Source organism: Arthrobacter sp. alpha11c (genome assembly GCF_054149985.1).
Window position 1 is genome coordinate 2,350,426 of sequence record NZ_CP196747.1, and the last position, 15,272, is coordinate 2,365,697.

Consider the following 15,272-nt stretch of genomic DNA (forward strand, 5'->3'; position numbering starts at 1 on the left):
CGAAAAGCTGGCGGCACTCAAGGAACGTGGCACCTTACCCAGGAAGAATTTGAAGCAGAGAAGAGAAGAATTCTGGGCCTTGGGCATTAAAAGTGCGGTGCTGGCGGACTTACAAATATTCGGACCGTGATTGCTACACGAATGCCAATTTGGCCAACGCCGTAATGCGGGCCAACAGCGCCTCTGGCTCCTGCGACAGATCCAGAGGGAATTCCACCACAGACATCCCCGTGTTCAAAATGCGGCGAACGCGAGCATCACCCCTTCCGGCATAAACAAGCCAAGCACGCGGCACGCCGAGTGCCGTGCAATAGGCCAGCATTTGGTAGTGGTCCGCGTTGGGATAGGCGGCGCTTGCTGAGGCCGCCTTGTACTTGGCATCGAAGATCATCGCCGGGCGTCCTCGGACGGAATGCACCACGTCCACAAACATCCGCACCCTGTCGCTGCTCCGAAAACCGGATTCCGATTCGTCCATGAACGCTTCGTATTGCCACTCCGTCAGCCCTGGATAAGGCTCAAGCGCCTCCTTCAAGGCAGTGGCTATAAAGTCCTCAAATACAGTGGCCATATTCACTACGAAAGAGGCGACCATGCGATGACCCACCCCGGCTTCCGCGGACATGGTCTGAAGGACGATTTCGGACAATCTCAGTGCCGGCACATAGTGGCCATTGATTCTGGATTCGGTCCAGGCCGGCAACAAGGCCCCATGGTTCAAAGCAGAAACACCCTCAAGCTTCGAATCCAGGTGAGCAAGACGTACCAGGAGCGCGTCCGGCAGCCGAGGAACCTGCATCATCATCCGAATCGCGGCCCGGAGAATCTGGTTCTCAGCCACATCAGCGGTGTAGTCGTCATATGAAACTTCGAGAGGCAGGAGCAGTCCAGGACGCCTGCTCATCTGGTCACCGACACGAATTCGGCCCTTCACCGTCCGTAGCGCCTCTTCCACGGACACGTAACCGTTCAGTGGCCCACGTTCCAGTGCCCACTCGCCATGCCTCGCAAGCGACTCACCCAGCGCAGCAAAGAGATCGTCGTCTTCAGCACCAATTACGTTGTCCGGACGAAAGCCTGGGTCGGCCGCATAACCCAGCAGAAATAGCAGCCGGCTGAGACCCACCTTTTCCTTGGGCTTAACCCGAACCAACAAGTCGTCGATCTGGACTGCCCCAACTTTCCCGGCGGGCAGAATGGTCCAAGCATCCCCATGCGCAGGCACGACGGAAACCAGACCGGTGTCCCGCAGCGCGGCAGCCACCTCACGGTCCAGCTCGACTGGCTCCGAATAACCCTGCAACTCGTCGAGTACGATCTCTCTCGGCATCAGACGATAGCTTCGTCGCCAAATTCCGACACAGACGAGTCCGGCAGGCTATCAGTCGGTCCGATCTCCGGGCGGGCTTTACGCCTTATGGCCTCAAGCCCGAACTTCTCACGAATCTTTTCCCGACTCAAACGCCCAAAGTACTGCTCCTCAAGCAAAGGCAAAAGCTCATATTTCCAGATCTCGGCCAGTCCTTGGTCCGTCTCAGCGTGCGGCTTCATGAAGTATGACGGGCCAATCATCAAATCCCGATTAGTCGCCTCGATCTCGCCGTTCAACACATTCAACAGTTCAGCCCGTAGGGCCGGCTTGCCGGTGGCCTCCAAGAATCGCTCAAGCATCCCGGAGATCATGCCCTCCTGAGGATGCAACTCCACGAACGCGAACCGGCGGCGAATGGCAGCGTCCACCAAGGCAATGGAGCGATCCGAGGTGTTCATCGTGCCGATGATGAACAGATTCGGAGGCAGGACAAATGTCTGCTGTGGGTTGTACTGCAAATTGATGCCTTGGTCGCGGTACTCCAGGAGGAAGTACAACTCACCGAAGATCTTCGCCAGATTGCCGCGGTTCATCTCATCGATAATCAGGAAATAGGGTTTGTCACGATTCCCGTCCAGCGACGCCTCGGCGGCGATTCGCCGCAAAGGGCCAGGTTCGAGACTAAAGCCGACGTTGTCGCCGTCCGACTTCGCCGGACGGTAGCCCTCGAAAAAGTCCTCATACGCGTATGACGGATGGAATTGCACCGTCTTGACGTGGTCTCCGTGTTCCTCGCCCGCGAGAAAGCGTGCGATCTTGCCCGCCAGGTACGTCTTGCCGGTTCCAGGAGGACCGTAGAACACGATCTGCTGCCGTGTCTGGAGCAGACGGATGACTTCCTGTATGTCGTCGCGCTGAACATGCAGTTTGGTCGCGAGGTCGGCGGTCGCTTCGCGCAGTTGAGGTACGACAGCGCCCTGCGGCGATGCGGTCGGCTCAGGTTTGGTGCCACTCAAGACCGGTTCGGCTTCGAACCACGCGGTAATGATTGAGAGACCATCGGTCAGGTCAACAACAGAACCTTGCTCCTCCAACAGCCGCGGCATCGGTGCCGGAAGGTCATCATTGGCAATGGGTTCCTGCCGCCAAGCAACCTGCCGCCGCAAGCGGGCCGTCTCGTCGCCTGAATATTCCGCGTCGCCAGTAATGACGCCGAGGTAGAGGTCGCTTTCGAAGGCCGTCAGAACGAAGTCGTCCACCTTCATCTGGGTCAGGAAACGGTAGAACTCCTGGGCCCGCACTTTGCGTTCGGCGTAGTCGATGTGCTGGTAGCCGGCATTTACTGCCGCCTGTACCTGGTCAAAGTTGCTCCCTTGGGCAGGAGAGCCGAGGTGTTGAGCTCTGAGAGAGACGGAGTCTTGGCCAAGCCAGGAGTCCACCATCGCGACGCCGCCTTGGTTCTGGCGAACAAGCCAAGCCCGTCGCCCGGCATCACCGCTCGAAGGCTGCCATTCGCTCAAGTACGGCTCGTCGTACCACTCGATGAATTCTTCAGAGTCTCCCTGCTGGGTCCTCCGGATGTTGAGAAGGTCCTTAGCAATCTCGATCTCGGAATCGCCCGTTGGCCCTCCCATGATTCCCGCGAAAGCATTCCGGATCTTGATCCTGTGATCTCTGCTGACAACGGGCTGAAGATGTTCCGGCCATGCCAGGAACTCAATGCTGTAGCGGATTGTTGGCCAGTCCTTGGGGACTGACTGTGTTAGGGCGATGAATGCCCAAGGGTCTACCAGAGCTTTATCTATCAGGCTTTCTGGCTGGTCCGTCACATATTCCACAAACCGGCTGAGCCAGCCCACGTGGTCAGCGACTTGAATGTTGAAGCCCACTCCTCCGTTGAAGGCACCTTGGGCTTGAAGTCCTTCGCGCAGCTCCTCCGGCAACTCAACATTGCCCTCCGGCACCCACGACAGGACCTTCTCGATGCGGGCGATCTTCGTTCCGGCCGTCACGTTTTCCAGCGGAAGGACTTGAAGATAAACCAATTCCGCCGCCAGAAGGACGGTCTCCCTTGCGGCGCCGTCCAGCTGACGCTCCAGCTTGGCCATAAAAGAGCCAGGGCCTACATCAGTGTTCCCACTCCGAACCGCAAGGTCTTTTGCGGCTTCCGACGTCCATGTGTGCGTACGGCCATCTAAGGGTGAAGGTTCCCCGCGGAGGCCAGCACTCATGATCCGTCGTGCCGGCGCTTCGAGGGGTACTTCCCCGCTTAGCCCGTTGTTCACAGTCTCCACTTTGTCGCCCCTCCATGCGCGGAATGCTGCGCGATCAGCGGGACTCCACTCATCCGTCGGATCTACATTCATTACGGTCCACATCAGACCCTGCGCGTCCAATCGGTCACGGAGATGAATCCCGTATGTTGGGGCCAGCTGACGAACTTCGTCCAAGGCTTCGAGCAGAAGTTCGTATCGACGAGTTGCTCCCGCGTGAGCTCCACGTTCTTCCCAATCAACTAGCTTGAGGAAGTTCTTGACGGCTTGTGCGCGATACGGCGGATAGCTATAGGGATCAGAGACCATAAAGAGCACCGAGCCAAGTGCTGTCACGCTGCCGACTGTGAATTGGGCTGGATTCATCGGGCGGAGCTGCTGCAAGAGTCCATCCAGCGCTTGAGGGTTGGGGGCATGGCCCCAAACCGGTGCCAGTATCGCCCGCAGGTCCTCGGGGTGCTGTCGTCCGGCCTCCACGAACTTCATCATGAAGTAGGGATTCAGCAGACCGGATGAGGCCAAGTCCTTCCGTAGGCGCTCAAACCACGATGGATCATTGGCTAGAAACAGCTCGCGGGAGGATCGCATGCGCTCGGAAAAGGCGAGCTTGTAGCTGTATTCGTCGGCGTCCAGATCCACGGTACTGGAAAACAGCGCGGCAAACTCCATGAATTGGTGCCACCGGGGATCGCTCATACGGCGGCCCTCCCCAACAGCGCGACAGATCCGTACCTGACACAACGGGACATTTAGGAACTCCGATTTCTGCTCAGCCAGGGCCTTGAAAAACGCGCAATGGTCGCGGAGCAATCCGAACCCTCATCGCTCCAGCGCTCACGACCACCTACATATCTAGCACCGTTGATGCGCGAATCAGCAGACGACACAGGAGCGCCGGCTAAGTGACGCAGCCTGACACCCTCCACCTGCCCCGAAGCACCCCGACGCTACCGCTGCTATGACATCATCTATTGGATGCTCGAAACCGCCAAGCACGGACCCGACTACGGCATCAACGCCCTCACCGGCGAGGTACTCCCCTCCCCCGCCGCCCGCTTCGCCTGCAACCCCTTGCTTTCCGGCGCCGAAGGCGGCCACAACATCCATCTCCGCGAACTCGGCCGCCGCGGCATGCACCTGCACGGCCGCCTGGGCAACGCCGACGACGGCGACATCACCTTCAGCGACGACCTCCCCGAACGCCTCGCAACAGTCGAATCCAGCTTCAACCAACGGATGAGAAAAGCCATAGACGCCTACATCGCAGCCCCGGGAATCGACGCAGAAGAACAGCCTCCAACACGGGAAGACGACTTGCTGCCCTCCGAGCCAGCGCAGCTAAACCTGCCCCAGGCAAACATCACCTCAGTCCTGCGGGCCACCGGATACAAACTCGATCTGTCTTTCATCGACGTCCCGGTGCTGGACGAATGGGGCTACCCAAAACACACTGCCGGCGTCACCGAACAGCCCGGCCTGTACGCGGTGGGGCTTCCATGGCTGATGCGGCGCTACTCGTCGATCAGACCCAACGGGGCAGCCGGGCGGAGAGTCGCGCCGCCGACGCAACGTCGCCCTCCCCTGAACTCTGCTCGCCAAGCGCTCGATCTACTCCGCCAGCCCCGGAGGCCAGCCCGGCATTGCCCTCACGTCGACAGCGTGGTGGAGAAGACCGTCTTCCTCACCGGTGCTTCTGTGGCCGGGGGCGCGTAAGGATACGGTGCATAGTCGGTCAATATCGGCTGAACAGTTGTCAGTAATCGTCCTGCTGCCGATAATTCACGGCATGATTCGTTTCGAGAACTCAGTCAACGTGAATCGCGATCCGTCCACCGTATTCAACTTCGTGGTGAATTTCGAGACCCTGCCCAAATACGACCGGTATGTGATCAGCGCACAGAAGACATCGACCGGCCCCATCGGCGTCGGGTCCACCTGGACCCACGTCCGCACGCAGGGCGCTCAGAAGATCGTGGCACCGATCAAGCTGACCGAGTTCGAGCCGCCCCACAGGTTCGTGATGGATAGCGGATCGCGGGGCTTCGAGGTTCGGTCAACGATGACGTTCGAGCCGCCTGGCGACGGTGTTACTAAGGTGACGGAAGTCCTGGAGATGAAGACCAAGGGCTTGACTCGCCTGTTCGAACCTATGATCAAACGCCGGATCCCCAAGCAAGCTGCGGAAGTGCATGATCGCCTGAAAGAAGTGATCGAGGCTCTACCCACGAGTTGAAAGCAGGCATCTCAGGGCTGCACGCACGCCCAGCCGCGTGCTCTGCCTGATCGGCGATCACAAGTCGACTTGTTCGCCTTCCGAGGCGCAGTCCCGGCAACCATTACCACATCCCAGCAATCTAGGGGTGAGCGGCAGCTCAAGTCTCTGGCTGGTCTAACCAGCTGGAACATCCCGGTCTTATCACCAGGGGTGAAGCCGTCTCGCTGGTAGAGCGAGACGGCTTCACCGGTGGCAAGGAGCCCGACGAGTGCACGGAGGTAACGGATCGTCTTACGGACGCCCGGTGCGATACCGAGCGATCACAAAAGTCAATAGGTGGGATCAAGTCACAACCTTGGGGAAGTGTCCCCGCTTGGAATTTCCTGGTTCGAAGGAATGGGACACCACCAACATCGATTGTGGGTGCGGCAAACCTGCGGCCCTATCGGTGGGGACCGATAATACGAGGCGGGATACTGCCCGCTACACGCACTGCGGGCGATACGTTGGATCTGCGGGGCCGCTCTGGAGGAGCGCGTTGGAGACGAGGGACCACACGTTCGGATCGTTAGGAGATTGATCGTGTTCGAAAGTGTCGAGAGGGCAGTAGTCCTGGAGCACAAGGTTGGACACTTGCTTCGCCGGCCCAACAAGAGCCTGGCTCGTGTAAGGGGTAACGATCTCGTCGTAACGGGTCGAGATGACGGTGTAGGACGGGCCGGGTACGGTGTCGCCGATCGAGTTGAGCTCCGCCATGAACGCCGACCCGGCATGCTGGTCCGCGCACGCCTGGCACAGGGTGCTCGTTGCGGTCGTGTCGAGAATCATCCCTGCCGGCGACGGCGCGATGAGGCCTTGAGTGCCATGGTTCGACGGCGCAATGCCGACGAGGTGATGCACATACTTGGCGCCGCCGAGGAAGCCGACGTAGTACCGCGGCATCATCCCGCCTTGGCTGTGCCCGACCAGATCGACCTTCTTCGCACCGGTTGCGCCGAGAACTGATTTCACGAACGTCGCAAGCTCAGCTGCGGAGTTACGAATTGCCCCGCTGGCGGGGACATCGTTGGCCACCCCGTAGTTGAGCGCGAAGACGCAGTACCCCTGGTCCTTGAGCACTGGTGAAAGCAGCGCCCAGTTCTTGTACATTGTCTCGAACGTCCCCGGGACGAGAACCACCGGATACGGATGCACGCTCGACGGCTTGCACGTCCACTCATTGGCTCCGGGCGGGTCTGGCGAGATCGAGTCGGCCTGAGCCGCGGGTGCGGCGAAGAGTCCAATCGTGAGCGCCGCAGCGGCGAGCACGGCGGTGAGTCGGAATCGGCGCATGGCCTGCCTTTCTCCTGGCCGCGAACCCCTATGTCCGCGGCATCCGTAGCTACTTTGCAGTAACTTACCCGCGGGTTGCAATAGCGTGCGAAGATCTTGAGAAAACGTGCATTCCTCACAGGGACCGGGGCTGCCGCACCAGCGCTCGTAAGCCGATCTTCACTGGGCGGCGCAGTAATCAGCAGCGGACCAGGGTCCAGCAGAAGTCATTAGCGCGGGCCTCGGCCGACCAAGATCAAGGCAGCGAAGGCCATTGCATAGGCTGCCAGGATGCCTCCCAGCATCATGATGGTCCAAAGGCGAGCCCAGCTCTCCTCATGGGTGGGGCGCATGAGCGGAGCCTTAATCGATTTCGGTCATGTCCCCCACCCCAGGCGTCCCCTCAACCAGAGCGTAGCGCTGCATCACGGCGCCCTTCGGCGAGGCGACCACCGGCTCGATGAGTCGCAGGTTCGTTGGGACCACCCCATCGGCGAAGACCTTCTTCCCACCACCGAGGAGGATCGGATACACCCAGAGCGTGAGCCGATCGAAGAGCCGCTCGGCGAACAGCGTCTGCACGAAGTCGAGACTGCCGATGACGTGGATGTGCTCATGCTTGTCGCGCAGTTCGTGCAAGGCAGACACCACATCAGGACCGAGCTGAGACGAGCCTTCCCACTCAAGGTCCAACGTCTGGCGCGAGGCCACGTATTTCGGGATGCGGTTGAACAGCTGCGCTATGCCTCCGTCCTGGTGGGGCCAGTACGCGGCAAAGATGTCGTAGGTCCGGCGCCCAAGAAGCAGTGCATCCATCCCCACCATCCCGGATTCGACCTGTTCGCCGACTGCATCGTCGAACAGAGGCGCCTGCCAGCCGCCAAACTCAAAACCGCCCTCTGGATCTTCTTCAGGTCCGCCCGGCGCTTGCGCGACGCCGTCGAGCGTGGTGAACAGGTCGATGTGGATGAGTCCCATGCCGGGCTCCTTCTCGTCTGCCCGTCGTCACCCCGGCGACGGGATCACTCCGAGGCTTCCACAGGATGCCTTATGAAGCAACGGCCAACGGAGAACATCGACGACGGCGACACCCCCTGCCGCTGTGACCTCACCAAACGTCCGGCGGGAGCACGTGCCCCTAGACTTCCTCGAGCTCCAACTGCGGCGCCGCTTTCCGGAATCCCCGGGTCAGGAAGGCCAGGTACACCAACCCAACGCCCGCCCAAGCGAGCCCGAATGTGAATGACAAACCACTCAGGCTCGTCCACAGCCAGGCCGTCAGGGCAAAACCAATGCCCGGCAGGACGAGGTTGTGAATTACCCCGCGAGCTCCACGGACCTTCTCGTCAAGGAAGTAATGCTTGATCATGGCCAGGTTCACCACCGAGAACGCGACCAGCGCACCGAAGCTGATCAGCGAGGAGATTGTCAGGAGATCCAATACGAAGGCCAGAAGCGAAACGGCTGATGTCAAGAGAACCCGGAGCGCCGAAATTCAACACCCCAGTCAGGACTCCGAAGCAGGTGCACCGGATTCCTGCCGGGCGACAATGGCCGCAGAAGGTCCGGGAGGAGCTCGCAACCGGCTAAATCCACCTACCACACATCGTCTAATCCGCCAGGTGCACCATTTCGTCCTGCAGAATCAGGCGATTGTTGTCAGCCCCGTATTGCAATCCTTGGTCCAGCCTCGAAGTCACGCCCGACGTCCGCCGCTTTCCGCCAAAAAGGCGTATGGTTTCACGATGCAGATCGCTGACCGAAATACCACCAGAGCCCCGAACAACGTCCATCATCGCGTTACAAATTTCGACAACGCTGATGTGTTCCGGCTTTCGCTCCGTTTCCGGACCATTGACACGAAATAGATGCCACGAAGAGGGATCGACCGAGGCGTTCCAAATAAATCCATCCTCATCGCGCCGGTGACGCGAGCTGTCCAGTGCCACCAAAATTGAATTCACCCTCTCTCCATTTACCTTATTGAGGTTAAATGCAGCGCAGGTAAGTTTAGCCAGCCGCTCCTGGTGTACGGGTCCTTCTGCGTCCACAATATGTTGAATTGCTTCCCTGACTGCATTTACGGATCGCCGAGAAGGCAGGGCATCCAGAATATCCCGAGTGCCGTAAAGACGAACCGACCACGGCCGATACTCGGGAATTTCCGGCTTATCGAGCATATCTATCGGGTTTGACCGGTTACTGACCCCGACTCCTGCCGGAGCCTGCAAGGAGCCATCTCCCAGCTCAACCTCACCTACGATGACTGAATCTACGCGTTGTCCGAGCTGTTCCAAATCAACCCCGGGCCCAATGGGCTCGGGCTCCAGAGGCGCAGACCCGGCAATCGCCGCCTTAGCCGCATGCTCCAATTTGTCGAGCACAGCTTCCCTGTCACTTAGCCATTCAGGCATCCAAACCCGTTGAACCGATGGCCATCGCATCATTCGACTCAGGACTTCCCCAGGCAAACCGTCCCTGTCGCCGACAGTCCGGCGTGCGGCCCAGGCTGGGCCGTCTAAGAGGACAGCCATTGAAGCATTGCTCGGGGTCTCGGACGATGAAACGCTGATGTCCACCTTGAATTCGGACAACCCCACGTCAGTCGCCACAACAAAGCCGCGGTCCCGCAGGGCGTCGGCGATTTCTTCGCGATGAAGGTCCAGCGCAAAGGTTCTCCGACCGTCATATGGCAGCGAACCAGTCCCGTATTCAGCAAGATCGAGATACGAGCGCAGGTGTTTGATTCCTATGGAGCTAGTCTCTTCTGCTCTCAGCTCGGACGGACTGAAGCTTGAGAAGATGATTACTTGCCGTCGTGCACGCGTTATCGCCACGTTGAGTCGTCGTTCGCCCCCGGCGCGGTTCAACGGGCCAAAGTTCAATGGCAGATAGCCCCTGTCGTTCTTGCTGAAACCGGTGGAGAAAAGAATAACGTCCCGCTCGTCACCCTGAACATTTTCCAGATTCTTTACAAACAAACCCTCAGGGTCATCGTCCAAAGCATGAATTATGCGGGAGTCCTCGGTGTCTCGAAGTAGTGACTCAATCAAGGCGCGCTGCTGCAGATTGAACGTAACCACCCCGATCGACGGTGAGTTGCCGTCGTCGTCGAACCTACGGCGAACCTCCGCCACCACGGCCTGGGCTTCAATCGGATTCGTACGCAAAACTTTGGACGTTCCCGCGCGGTGGAAGTATCCGTCCACCCGCTTGAAATTAAACGCCGTGCCCACGAATTCCTGAATTTGGTGCGCTGTGGGACGGGCTTGGAAATGATGAGAGTTTGCTCTCGTAGTACTGCTGATTACTGAAGACAATCAGCGACTCGTCCTGGCTGCGATAGTGCCAAGAAAGCCACTGCCGAGGCACGCGTGCCTCCACGCATTCGGACAGAATGGACTCCATGTCCTCAACAGGGGCAACCTCTTTTTCGGAGTCGTCAAACGCATCTCCGGACGACTCCGCGAAGGAAGTGGGTGGCATCTGTTTGCTGTCTCCGACGACAACCACCGAAGCGCCCCGCCCCATTGCACCCACTGCGTCTGCCACCCGGATTTGAGAAGCTTCATCAAATACCACGATGTCGAACAAGCCAGCTCTCGCAGGAAAGAACCGCGCGACGGAGTCCGGACTCACGAGTGTGCACGGCATAATCTGTGTGATCAGGTCAGCGTAACTCTCCATCAGCTTGCGGACGGTCAGCCCCCCACGCTGCCGGGTTAGTTGGCGCCGCAGTTCCCCCATGCGTCCTGATGTTGCCGACGTCGATAGCTTCCGCGAGTCCAGAACCCCGGCGGCAAGGTCGCGTTTCAGTAGTTCGCGCACCTGCGTAGCTCGGCTTGAAAATCGGTCGATTGTTCGCTCGTGGGCTCGGGCATCAAAGTCCTTCAACCCTGTCGCCAGACCGCGTTCTTCCAAAGCGCTCTCGGCAAGACCACGCTCGAATGCCATTGGAGCGTCATCGGCATCGAGTTCTCCGTCTAGAATTGCTGCTCGCACTCCTCGAAGGCCCGCCGCTCGCAACGGTTCAACCTGACGCAAGAGATCCAACCATCGTTCGAGGCTTCTGCAGCCAGTGGCATCGATACCCCGAGCGGACTGCGAACGAGTCCACACATCCAAGAACATGTCAGCGCCCGTCCAACGGTTTAGCGCAGCTTGTTGAAGCGCAGGAATGGCCACGAGCGCCTCCCAGGCTGCTGCGAGCTCTTTTAACCAAAGCACTGTGTATTCGTGCACAGGTTGTGCCGTCTGCAGAAAAGTCCTTAGGGCCAGTTGAAAGCGGTCTTCGATGGCGAGGTCCCGGCGTTGGACAGCGTGCGCCGCCCAACGTAACCAGCTAAGACGCGCATTAAGCGCTTGTTGATCGGATTCGGACAGCGGGTTCCACCCCGAAGGAACGGCAACCCCCGGGACGGACTGCGCTTGACCCTGCAGTCCCTCGATCTGCTGCTGCGCAGAGATTAGGTTGCGCAGGAGCGGGACAAGTTCCTTTGGCCGGATGTCGGCTCCAGGTCGTGCTACCAACGCCAATTCCTGCACGACGGCCAACAGGCGCTTCTTTCGTCCGAAAAAGCCGCTCGCCAAAGCCTCCTCCGCACGCTTGAGAATTTGTGGGAGGGGTAGGTCCATGGCCGCGGGACCGACTTTGTCCATGCCGGGATGATCTATGGCCGTAAAAGCGGAAACCATCTGTTCCAGATGGTGAGCTTGTACCGACCACTGGCCGGAATTTATGACATCGAGGGTCTCCACTGGAACGCTTCGGTCTTCAAGGAGTGAAGCGAGAGTCCGGATCTCTGCGGGCACCGCCGCCTGAGATATGACGTTCTGAAGGCCCTCGACGGTCTGGACAGCAGCCAGCGCAGCATCAACCCGACGGCCAGCGCTTACCAATTGTTCCTGGGAAGGCGTGTCGGACACGAATTCGATGAACCGCCATGGGTGCGTCTTTCCGGGGCGCGCCAAATCCGCGTATTCAGGCAAACCTCTGAGCAGGGCACGTAGCGGCTCCAAGACAGAGTCAGTTGCAGTTGCCACGAAGTCCGAGCCCAAGTGTAGGGAATCGCTTTCAACGTCAAAAGTTAGGGCTTTGGTCCGAGCTCCATAGAGGGAGAGCCGAGCGCCGTTTTCCTCGTGCAGTCGATTGGCGTAACGGATGAGCCCCCGTCGGGCCGAGGCTAGCTCGGTCGCGGCCGTATCCAAAAGCTGGGCGTCCGCGTCGATTCGGAGTTCGAGCGCGTGTTTGATTTGCGCGCGCACAACGGCCGGCTTGCTCCCCTTATCGTGGAGATCGAGGGAGAAGGGGCCCATACCGACCTCTTCCAGTCGCTTTTGCACCACGTCTAGTGCAGCCCGCTTTTCAGCGACAAAAAGCACCCGCTTGCCATCCACAATGGCACGAGTCAGCAAGTTGGTGATGGTTTGAGACTTGCCAGTTCCCGGAGGCCCCTCAAGCACAAACGTCTGTCCCGCAGCTGCTGACGCAACAGCCTGCAACTGCGAAGAATCCGCGGGTATGGGGCAGATGGCACTAAGCGCGTCTAGATCAGTATCGTCGAGCATGGTCGGCGAATCCAAGAACACCTCCGTAGGAGTGTTGATGAGATGGTCTACAAGACGGTTCTGCCCGAACTCCGCCCAACTCTCATCCAAATCCTTCCAAAGCCGGAATTTTGCAAATTGCAGCATTGAGAGGTCCACAGTGTTCTCCACACGAAAAGCGAGGCCCTTAGCTGAAACGGCCTCTCTCACGGCCTTGAAAGCTGCATCCAAATCGATGCCAGAACCGTCCTCAGTCGGTTCGCTAAGGCCAGGAATCCGAAGCCCATGGGTTTGGTGGAGCTTCTCCAAAAGGCAATAGTTGGGCGTGGACTGGCCTGCTTCGTCAAGTGTCACTCGGTAAAGCCCATTCTTACCAGCCGACGTTAGGTCGACAGGTACAAGCACCAACGGCGAGCGTAGAGTGCGCCCATCAAGTTCCCACAAGAGGCTGCCTAAGGCCAGATACAGATTGTTGGCACCAGTTTCTTCTTTCTGGGTCTTTGCCTTGTACGCCAGACCCCGCAGTCTGGAGTTGTAGGCGTCCTGAGTAACCTCTGCGAAAACAGCCTTTTTCGAGCTCAGCATGCTGATGAGTTCGTCTTGAGGCAGGTCCCTGCCGAAACGTATCCCGCGCTCCTGGTGGATGGCGCTCAGCTGGTTAGAAGGCAACAGGCTGATCGAAGTGCCGTTATTGACTAGATCTTCGAAAGATCCGATCCATGTGCTGGGAACCGCCATGGGGAATCGGGCAGTATCAGTGAAATTGATGAGCCGGTTACGAAGGCTAAGATCCAGCAATGAGTTCTTCCACTGGGCGACTCGCGGCGGAACGTTGGAACCCGATGCACTTACGGTGGTTCCTCGGCCCTGTTTTTCAGGGGCCACGGGCGCGACTCTAGATTCCGGGACAAAGTTTGTTACAACCACTTCCCCTGTTTCAGCGAAGGTCCTAGCCGGAAGTGGATAGATGCCGTCGTGACGCGCACGGCGCACGTCAGTTACGGCCTGGATCTTCTCGTGACCAGTCTCCACGTACTCAGATTCAGGGTTGCCGCGCAAGGACGCGAGGGTAATGGGTTGACCGCCGGTCAGCATGGTGGTCTCCAGGAGGCCTATGTAGCCGCGTTGGACCATACTTACGAGCTCAGGCACGTCATCAGAGGCCGCAGTGGACAGGGCAGTGTCTTCCCTCCAGTAGCCAAGGAAGGCATGACCTTCGACAACCCAGAGAAGCGGCGCGATGCCGCAGAATTCCAAAGCAGCTGCCATGACGACTGTTGTGTCCAGACAGGTGCCCAAACGGTCATCCAATACCTGAGCCGGAGTCCTGACCTGTTGTCCTTGGAGCCCCCAGCTGGCTGGGGGCATGCTGTACCGGATATCGCGCCCACTTGCCGCACATGCTAAGGCAAAGACGATATCGTCCACGCGCTCCGCACCGTTCGAGTAGCCGTCAAGGCTACCGCTACCGGTAGCGCTCGCCAAGAGGTCAGCAGCTTCGGAAACGAGCTTGGCAATGGCAGGATGATGTGGCTGAACAAACGCGGCGAGGAACTCGTATGAAACTAACCCACGGCCAGCGATCCATAGCTGCGCTGGCAGGAGCTGAAGGCGTTTTTCGGCTTGGCCGATTTTCTTCTCCGTTGCACCAGCTGAGTCTCCTTCAATCGTCACAACCACTCGGCCCGGCTGCTTGTCTGAAAGGCCATACATAGTAGTTGCGGAGATAGGAACGTCTAGGTCATCCAAAGTAATTGACTGACCGGCAGCAAGGTCAACGAACTGCAGAAAATCCTCGGAAATTCGACCCTCGCTGGCAAATAACTCGACACGGACGGCCGCACCACGGACCTCAGTGCCAGGATTAGTGATCCTGACCTGACGCACAAAGCGGAAGCCATTATGGACCATGGCATAACTGAGATACTCAGCGATCGTGACGTCGACCTCGACAGCGTGTTCAACCAGTGAGCGGTCGGGATGTGGCTGTGAGTCAGCCTGCCCTTCGTCTTCCGTTCTGCCGAAGGTTTCTCGCGAGTGCTCCGCCTTGGCGGTGTCGTCGCGCACCTTAAATTCATCTAAGACAACGTTCAGCTCGTGAATTGCTTCGTCGAGCCTTAATTGACTAGCAAGGCGCTTCGCCGTATCGAGGGCGCGGTATGCGTCCCCATCGTTGAAGGTTGCATTGTGGGCCCAAAGGTTCCGTATCTGCCTAAGTTCCGAGGTGTAACTGCGAGCCTCGTGTCCAAGATTGAAGGGATACCCAAGAGATCCGAGTGGCTCCGTCATGAGGCGGAGTTGCACGCTGAGGTCCTTGGTTGAGTACGTTGCGGGCATGCGTCCGGCACTCGCATCCTTGTGCTCAAGGAGCTTTGGCCAGGAAATGCCGGGCGCAACTCCCTCCAGCGCCGAGGTTATGTACGAGTCCAATCGAGTCGCAAGAACGTCAAGTGCGCGGCCCACGTACTCGCGGTTAGAAAGCCCCATTGTTTCCCCTTAGATAAGGCCGCACGTTGGCCTGACTTCAATTCACTTCAGGTTAGTCTGACGACTGCAATCTCCAAACCGCGCCCACACCGAAAACAGTAGGTCCATGTGCAGACAATTTGTTAAT

General features: G+C 58.7%; 10 protein-coding genes. 2 read left to right on the forward strand and 8 right to left on the reverse strand.

The features are described from left to right. Positions 1-133: 133 nt before the first annotated feature. Both ACTAQJ_RS10650 and ACTAQJ_RS10655 read right to left on the reverse strand, forming a co-directional pair. On the reverse strand, positions 134-1,330 hold the full coding sequence (locus ACTAQJ_RS10650) for an McrC family protein (RefSeq protein WP_498701975.1): 1,197 nt from the start codon (positions 1,328-1,330) through the stop codon (positions 134-136). Further along, positions 1,330-4,281: an McrB family protein gene (locus ACTAQJ_RS10655; protein ID WP_498701976.1), complete on the reverse strand. Its 2,952-nt coding sequence runs from the start codon at positions 4,279-4,281 to the stop codon at positions 1,330-1,332. The genes ACTAQJ_RS10650 and ACTAQJ_RS10655 overlap by 1 nt, the downstream gene beginning before the upstream one ends. 279 nt (positions 4,282-4,560) lie before the next feature. Between ACTAQJ_RS10655 and ACTAQJ_RS10660 the strand changes: the two genes are divergently transcribed. Continuing rightward, positions 4,561-5,298 carry a hypothetical protein gene (locus ACTAQJ_RS10660; protein ID WP_498701977.1) on the forward strand — a complete coding sequence of 246 codons (738 nt, stop codon included), beginning with the start codon at positions 4,561-4,563 and terminating at the stop codon, positions 5,296-5,298. Positions 5,299-5,371: 73 nt separating this feature from the next. Beyond that, the gene (locus ACTAQJ_RS10665; protein ID WP_498701978.1) at positions 5,372-5,818 is read left to right on the forward strand and encodes an SRPBCC family protein; all 447 of its coding nucleotides are present in this window, start codon (positions 5,372-5,374) and stop codon (positions 5,816-5,818) included. A gap of 465 nt (positions 5,819-6,283) precedes the next feature. Here the strand turns inward: ACTAQJ_RS10665 and ACTAQJ_RS10670 are convergent, their stop codons facing one another. The 6 genes from ACTAQJ_RS10670 to ACTAQJ_RS10695 all read right to left on the reverse strand — a co-directional run bounded on the left by ACTAQJ_RS10670 (position 6,284) and on the right by ACTAQJ_RS10695 (position 15,145). Further along, positions 6,284-7,132, reverse strand: coding sequence for an esterase/lipase family protein (locus ACTAQJ_RS10670; protein ID WP_498701979.1), 849 nt, complete (start codon positions 7,130-7,132; stop codon positions 6,284-6,286). Positions 7,133-7,341: 209 nt separating this feature from the next. Next, a complete protein-coding gene (locus ACTAQJ_RS10675) occupies positions 7,342-7,464 on the reverse strand; it encodes a hypothetical protein (RefSeq protein ID WP_498701980.1) in 123 nt (40 codons plus the stop codon). Positions 7,465-7,474: 10 nt separating this feature from the next. Then, positions 7,475-8,089 (reverse strand): dihydrofolate reductase family protein, encoded by a 615-nt coding sequence (locus ACTAQJ_RS10680; protein ID WP_498701981.1) that lies wholly within the window; start codon positions 8,087-8,089, stop codon positions 7,475-7,477. A 160-nt stretch (positions 8,090-8,249) separates the two neighbouring features. Next, the gene (locus tag ACTAQJ_RS10685) at positions 8,250-8,585 is read right to left on the reverse strand and encodes a hypothetical protein (protein ID WP_498701982.1); all 336 of its coding nucleotides are present in this window, start codon (positions 8,583-8,585) and stop codon (positions 8,250-8,252) included. 136 nt (positions 8,586-8,721) lie between these two features. Beyond that, positions 8,722-10,347, reverse strand: a complete 1,626-nt coding sequence (locus tag ACTAQJ_RS10690; protein WP_498701983.1) for a DUF3320 domain-containing protein — start codon at positions 10,345-10,347, stop codon at positions 8,722-8,724. Beyond that, entirely contained in the window at positions 10,331-15,145 is a 4,815-nt protein-coding gene (locus ACTAQJ_RS10695) for a DUF4011 domain-containing protein (RefSeq protein ID WP_498701984.1), read from the reverse strand. The genes ACTAQJ_RS10690 and ACTAQJ_RS10695 overlap by 17 nt, the downstream gene beginning before the upstream one ends. Between the last annotated feature and the right edge of the window lie 127 nt (positions 15,146-15,272).

Bases quoted from the DNA above. Each gene is read 5' to 3' on its own strand.
- ACTAQJ_RS10680 (WP_498701981.1), bottom strand. From the start codon at position 8,089: ATGGGACTCATCCACATCGACCTGTTCACCACGCTCGACGGCGTCGCG.
- ACTAQJ_RS10675 (WP_498701980.1), bottom strand. From the start codon at position 7,464: ATGCGCCCCACCCATGAGGAGAGCTGGGCTCGCCTTTGGACCATCATG.
- ACTAQJ_RS10665 (WP_498701978.1), top strand. From the start codon at position 5,372: ATGATTCGTTTCGAGAACTCAGTCAACGTGAATCGCGATCCGTCCACC.
- ACTAQJ_RS10655 (WP_498701976.1), bottom strand. From the start codon at position 4,281: ATGAGCGATCCCCGGTGGCACCAATTCATGGAGTTTGCCGCGCTGTTT.
- ACTAQJ_RS10660 (WP_498701977.1), top strand. From the start codon at position 4,561: ATGCTCGAAACCGCCAAGCACGGACCCGACTACGGCATCAACGCCCTC.
- ACTAQJ_RS10670 (WP_498701979.1), bottom strand. From the start codon at position 7,132: ATGCGCCGATTCCGACTCACCGCCGTGCTCGCCGCTGCGGCGCTCACG.
- ACTAQJ_RS10695 (WP_498701984.1), bottom strand. From the start codon at position 15,145: ATGGGGCTTTCTAACCGCGAGTACGTGGGCCGCGCACTTGACGTTCTT.
- ACTAQJ_RS10650 (WP_498701975.1), bottom strand. From the start codon at position 1,330: ATGCCGAGAGAGATCGTACTCGACGAGTTGCAGGGTTATTCGGAGCCA.